Source organism: Allobacillus salarius, assembly GCF_007559425.1.
Classification (GTDB): Bacteria; Bacillota; Bacilli; order Bacillales; family Alkalibacillaceae; genus Allobacillus; species Allobacillus salarius.
In genome coordinates this window covers 1-5,702 of sequence record NZ_VMHE01000045.1, presented here as the reverse complement: position 1 = coordinate 5,702, position 5,702 = coordinate 1, and the positions used below count along the sequence as shown (strand labels likewise).

Genomic DNA, 5,702 nt, shown 5'->3' with positions numbered 1-5,702 from the left:
TTTTATTCATGCAGTAGCTTCTCAGCCACCTACATAAATTAACTGCCAAAGACTACATTTTTAGTTTGCCATAAACATTAGCATCCGTTAGGTAGTAACAACTATCGATTTGGAAAAGTTCCATTAATAAACACCTACTTATTTTGTATAATCATATGCTCATATAATATCACTTCTCAACGTCCTTTTTCACATTAGCACAAAAAATCAAGTTTCCCAGAATCATTCAGTTATACTGGTAGTAAGAGTAAGAGGTGATTCAATGTCCTATCAAGATCATGAACAGGCTATTCAACGATCATTGAATTTTATTGAACAACATATGACTGAGCCATTGCAGCTCAACCGTTTGGCGGAACAAGCTGGTTATTCGAGATTCCATTTTCAACGTGTTTTTCGAAAGATCATTGGGAGATCAGTTGCCGAATATGTGAGAGAGCGGCGGATGACACAAAGTGCTAGGGAGTTAATTACGACAGATCAACGAGTGATTGACATTGCGAGTCGCAAGAATCCTTCACGAGAGCTTTTAAAAAAGTTTACAACATAACACCTAGTGAATATCGGAAATTGCTTAAACAATTAGTTAGCAAAGGAGAGATCATTGTGAGTAAGACGAGTAACGCACCAAGTGGTTGGATTATGACTGGGGAATCACCATATGATTATGAAACTGGGTTAGACAATAACATTGTGCATAGTGGAAATTACGCCGCCTATTTGAAATCAAAGCATGAAAAAGCACGAGGCTTCGCAACACTCATGCAACAAATCAAGGCAGATCACTATCGGGGAGAACGGGTTCGTTTTTCTGCATTTGTAAAGAGTGTAGATGTTAGAGAAGCTGCAGGCTTATGGATGCGGATCGACCATTCTTCTGGAGAGGTCCTTGCTTTTGATAATATGATGGATCGTCCGATCAAGGGAACAAATGAATGGAATCATTTTAGCGTCGTATTGGATATTCCAGTAAAAAGTGAAGTAATCGCATTTGGCGTATTGCTCAACGGACCAGGCCAAATTTGGATAGATGAACTTGGCTTTGAAATGGTAGGCGATGATGTTCCCGTTACAGACCAACGCGCCACAGAAGGTTTATCCAGTGAACCTGTAAATTTAAATTTTGAAGATAATACTGCAACAGAGAAAACCAATTGATGGGGAGAGGAGTTAATGATTCGTGAGAAAAATATTATCGGTTTTATTAGTACTTATTAATTCAGTAACTTATCTTATTGGACTTGGATTTTTGTTTGGAGAAGACCGAGAAATAAAACAAAGGTAGTCGCGCATTGAACTTCGTACGAGGTTGCTGAGAAGGATGGTGAAATCATTACGTAAAAACAAAAATGATGAAACTAAAACCAATATGATTAGTACGCTGATCGGTTGGAGTGCAGATGCACTTTTGTATTCCTAGGCTAGTGATCAATTTAATTAAAGCTATATTTTAATTCTGTTGCATTATAAAAGAGGTTGTGAAAGAAACGAGAGCTCATTGTCGTTTCTTTTTTTGTGTAAAAGGTAACTGAAAGTGAGCTTTCTTCTGTGGAATAAGTTACTTTTGATGAAACATTCATTTAATTGCATAACACACCACCTATATTGATGCGAAATCAACCGAGAATATAGGAAAAGGGTCCAGTTACAGAGGAAAAGCGCATAATATATTATTGATGGGTGCAAATCACAATAGGTTTAGCACCCTGTTTTTTTATTAATATTAAATTGATGATTGTTCCACAAGTTCCCATGAATCACTACAGTATTTTTCTGCAAATGGATATCAGATTTTTCAGAATGTACCAACATAATTATGTTAAAATGATTATAAGAATATAACTACTTATGTTAAACAAGCGGGCCAGTTCGTGAACTAAAGTTCAAGCCATATATAATTCAGAGGAGTGCTAAATATGTCTAATGGTGTTATTGCGATAGTAGGAATAGTCTCTGCTGTGATATGGATAGCGGTTTCCCAAGAGTCTGTAAAACCTCCAAAAGAGCTAAATTGGCGAAAGATGTTAACCTTATTGTTTGCAGGTTCTTTATCAACATCAATTATAATCATTTCGTTTTTTCAAAGTCTTCCGCTTTAGTTCCATTAGCAGGCGCTTATTTGGCAAAAGATTTGGCTGTTCTAAGTCATAGTATTGAACTTGTTGTATGCAAAGTAAAACAAGGGAGGAAATTGGGAAACATTCATCTTTCTTTAGTAGCCTTATTAATGGCGGGTATTGGCGTATGGAGGCTATATAAAGAAAGCAAAGAAAAAGAACTTTTTTAAAAAATTAGGTTACACGTTATTAGGTTCATATGTTTTAATAGCAAGTATTTTATTCTTAGTATTACTTGTACCATTATAGGGCGCGTTAATTTAACAATGTCTTATGCAAGATATATTCTTGATAGAGATCGTAAAGGAGCGAAAAAATGTGTCTAATGATATTAAAGTCGAATTCGAAATAAAAGCTTTTGGAGAAGAAAAAATAGATGATTATAATGATTCATTTAAGGGATATGAAGTTGCGAGAAATAAGGTGTTGTCAAAAGAAATAACATTGGGGGAGCTTGAAAATTACATATCAACCATCTTTGAAGAGGTAAAGGGTGATTATGGACAACAACCTGAACAACTAACTGCAAAAATCACCATTAGAGCGAAAGAAAAAGAAGGCGAAATTACTTATCTCGGTTGAGCCTGATCTATTCTTCAATCGGGCGCGATTGTTGCACTAAGTTGTGACAAAAACGGAGCCAGGTTATGGAGCAAGTCTGAAACATTTGATGAATGGAATCATTAATAAATCAGGATGAGGGATTAATGATTAATGATAAAAAAGTGGAATTGGATACTATTTTTTATGACAATCGTTTTGTGTATAGTAATTTTTTATATTAATTATAAATACTATGCTGGTGTAATTGGGATGGGTTTTTTTAGCCAACTCATTGGTTTATCATTATTTTATAGTGTGTACGGCTTATTTAAAAAGGAAAAAAGCCGACGAATTAACTTTGTAAATGGTGGAATAATTACTTTGATAATTATTATGTTTGTTATCGCAATACCTGATTATACTTATAAAGAGTCAAGGCAAATTGTAGCCTCTGATTATTTGGGTCAAAAAAATACGGATACAGTTGATATGCCTATATTAGACAAAAAAACAGTTCCCACGAATAGTTCTTCTTCCTGGTTATTGTATGATCAACTTTACTATGTAGGAATTAAGGATGATCAGCAAAATCAAATGCTTTATTACGCTGTTGATCCAATTCAGGGTCGGATCTTAAAACTAGATCAACCTTTTTGGTGAGGTTAAACTGAGTAACTAAAATTCAACTAACGAGCGCGACATAAGGCAGCAAATTATTTAGCAACAGATGTCAAATTTTTCAGAAGGTACCAACATATTTATGTTAAAATGATTATAGCGATATACCTATATATGCTCGACAAATGAATCCAGATTTCAACATTAGATATTGTGAAGGCGGCGTACAATAGATAGATTCAAGGATATATCATGTGTGACAAACCAATATGTTTTAACTAAGATGTGAGTTCAATTAAATCATATTCTTAATGCCTTTGGCGTTAATATGTGCAAATAAAATTTCAAAATACTTATTAAATAAATAGTTATTTTTTTCATAAAAGTAGAATATTTATTTGGTTTATAAGTTGATTCATTGTATAAGGGGGAATAAACCATGCAATTAGGACTTGGGTATAACGAAGTCAGGTTAGTTAGCTATACACCCGAATGGAAAGAAGAATTTATAAAAGTAAAAAAAGAATTAATGAAACATACAAACCTTGAGGAGAATCGTATTGAACATATTGGAAGTACAGCGATTAAAGGTATGTCTGCGAAACCAATCATAGACATAATAGTGGGTGTAGACGATTTACAAATGGTAGATAAACCTTTAACGAAGAAATTTTATCAAGCAGGTTTCTTAAAATTAAAAGTTGAAAGACCTGGAGAGATAGTGCTAGCGAAGTTTACCGACGATACCTACAAAGAAAAAACACATTTTATCCACTTAGTAGACTATCAAAAAGAACTTTGGAAGAATTTGATATTCTTTAGAGATTATCTGAATTCGAATGAAGCAGCCAGAGAGCGATACTTAGAAATAAAACTAGAGTACCTAAAAGATTCTTCGACAGGGGTAAACGAATATACTAATTTTAAAGAAGAATTTGTTAAAGAAATCTTTACGAAAAGAACTGATTAGGTAATCCGTTTCGCAATTTGGCGCGGTTGTTAATTTCATTTATTTAAATATTGCTAAAGGAGGTGAGTAAGTATGTTTCTAGACTTGTTAAACACATTGTTTATTGATGCGACTACCTTTTATCTATATTTAGGAATCTTGTTGATTGTTTTTGGTGCAATTTATGTGAACCACCTTTACAACAAGCAACTTCACAACAGTTCTTATTTATTTACAGATAGTCACCAAAACACCAAGGTCAATATGAACCCATTTGAGAAACCGATTATAACCAATGAATCATTTGTCGTATGGCTGATCATGACGTTTAAAAGAATAGATGAAAAAGACGACAAAGCAGATGACAATACCTCTTATTTTAAACAGATTTTTAAAATAAGAGGAGGACAAGAATGGAACAAAACAGCTTACTCACTTTCATCAGAAAGTATTCTTTTTTAATTTTACTACTGGCATTTTTGCTTATACTGAGCGGGTGTAGCAATAACTTTACACCCGTTGATAGTTCATCTACAGGGTTCTTTTCACATTACTTTGTATATCCGATGTCACTTTTGATTAAAAAAACTGCTCTTTTTTTACAAGGAAATTATGCAGTGGCTATTATTGTTATTACAATCGGGATTCGTTTTGCGCTATTGCCATTCTTCATTAAGCAATCGAAGAATAGTAAGGAATCCCAAGGGAAAATGGCATTGATCAAACCGGAAATGACTGCGATACAAGAGAAGTACAAAGGAAAGAACAGCCCAGAAGATCGGCTGAGTATGCAAAAAGAACTAAGTGCTCTTTATCAAAAACATGATTTTAACCCGATGAAAATGGTAGCAGGTTGTCTGCCTATGATTCTTCAAATGCCGATTCTTATTGGTTTTTATTATGCGATTAGGCGCACACCTGAAATTGCCGAGCAATCTTTCTTGTGGTTTAGTCTCGGAGAAACCGATATTTTATTCGTTTTAGTGGCGGTGCTTATTTACTATCTGCAAGCAAGAGTCAGTTTGAATGGCTTGGAACAGCCCCAACGCAAACAAATGGCGTTTATGGCGGTAATCTCTCCGATTATGATCGGGATCATTTCATTAAACGTACCAGCAGCCCTACCATTATATTGGGCAGTGAGTGGTTTATTTGTAATTGTTCAGACGCTGATTATTAAGAAAACCATCCACGGAACATAAATTAGCTTATTATTTAGGGGTGCAAATCGTAATGGATTTAGCACCCTAATTTCTCAGGTATTAAGGTACTTTATGTAAGATTAAAACAACTAGAATATATGTACATCTTGGACAGGCTACACTGAGTTGGACAGATTCGTTAAGGTCTTATAGACTTATCTGAATAATAAATGAGGAGAATGATTATGACTAGACGTTCAAGACGAAGCTTTACAGATGAATTCAAAGAACAAATCGTCCAACTTTACACTTCAGGAAAACCAAGATCTGAAA

At 34.4% G+C, this 5,702-nt stretch carries 8 protein-coding genes and 1 pseudogene; all 9 read left to right on the top strand.

What is annotated here, in order from left to right:
* Positions 1–262 precede the first annotated feature (262 nt).
* Positions 263–445, top strand: a pseudogene (locus FPQ13_RS13960) (AraC family transcriptional regulator); the annotation flags it as partial.
* Between the two features lie 161 nt (positions 446–606).
* The gene (locus FPQ13_RS13810; protein WP_246065526.1) at positions 607–1,158 is read left to right on the top strand and encodes a hypothetical protein; all 552 of its coding nucleotides are present in this window, start codon (positions 607–609) and stop codon (positions 1,156–1,158) included.
* A gap of 758 nt (positions 1,159–1,916) precedes the next feature.
* Positions 1,917–2,099: a hypothetical protein gene (locus FPQ13_RS12735; protein WP_144089702.1), complete on the top strand. Its 183-nt coding sequence runs from the start codon at positions 1,917–1,919 to the stop codon at positions 2,097–2,099.
* Positions 2,100–2,119: 20 nt separating this feature from the next.
* Positions 2,120–2,287: a hypothetical protein gene (locus FPQ13_RS13590; RefSeq protein ID WP_186279685.1), complete on the top strand. Its 168-nt coding sequence runs from the start codon at positions 2,120–2,122 to the stop codon at positions 2,285–2,287.
* A 148-nt stretch (positions 2,288–2,435) separates the two neighbouring features.
* Positions 2,436–2,699, top strand: coding sequence for a hypothetical protein (locus FPQ13_RS12730; protein ID WP_236782542.1), 264 nt, complete (start codon positions 2,436–2,438; stop codon positions 2,697–2,699).
* 165 nt (positions 2,700–2,864) lie between these two features.
* Positions 2,865–3,320: a hypothetical protein gene (locus FPQ13_RS12725; protein ID WP_144089701.1), complete on the top strand. Its 456-nt coding sequence runs from the start codon at positions 2,865–2,867 to the stop codon at positions 3,318–3,320.
* Positions 3,321–3,717: 397 nt separating this feature from the next.
* On the top strand, positions 3,718–4,248 hold the full coding sequence (locus FPQ13_RS12720) for a GrpB family protein (protein WP_144089700.1): 531 nt from the start codon (positions 3,718–3,720) through the stop codon (positions 4,246–4,248).
* Positions 4,249–4,320: 72 nt separating this feature from the next.
* Complete coding sequence (locus tag FPQ13_RS12715; RefSeq protein WP_144089699.1) at positions 4,321–4,689, top strand: hypothetical protein; 369 nt, start codon at positions 4,321–4,323, stop codon at positions 4,687–4,689.
* Complete coding sequence (gene yidC / locus FPQ13_RS12710; RefSeq protein ID WP_144089698.1) at positions 4,641–5,429, top strand: membrane protein insertase YidC; 789 nt, start codon at positions 4,641–4,643, stop codon at positions 5,427–5,429. Before FPQ13_RS12715 ends, yidC begins: the two co-directional genes overlap by 49 nt.
* Positions 5,430–5,702: the final 273 nt, after the last annotated feature.

Bases quoted from the DNA above. Each gene is read 5' to 3' on its own strand.
- FPQ13_RS12735 (WP_144089702.1), top strand. From the start codon at position 1,917: ATGTCTAATGGTGTTATTGCGATAGTAGGAATAGTCTCTGCTGTGATA.
- FPQ13_RS12725 (WP_144089701.1), top strand. From the start codon at position 2,865: ATGACAATCGTTTTGTGTATAGTAATTTTTTATATTAATTATAAATAC.
- FPQ13_RS12720 (WP_144089700.1), top strand. From the start codon at position 3,718: ATGCAATTAGGACTTGGGTATAACGAAGTCAGGTTAGTTAGCTATACA.
- FPQ13_RS12715 (WP_144089699.1), top strand. From the start codon at position 4,321: ATGTTTCTAGACTTGTTAAACACATTGTTTATTGATGCGACTACCTTT.
- yidC (WP_144089698.1), top strand. From the start codon at position 4,641: ATGGAACAAAACAGCTTACTCACTTTCATCAGAAAGTATTCTTTTTTA.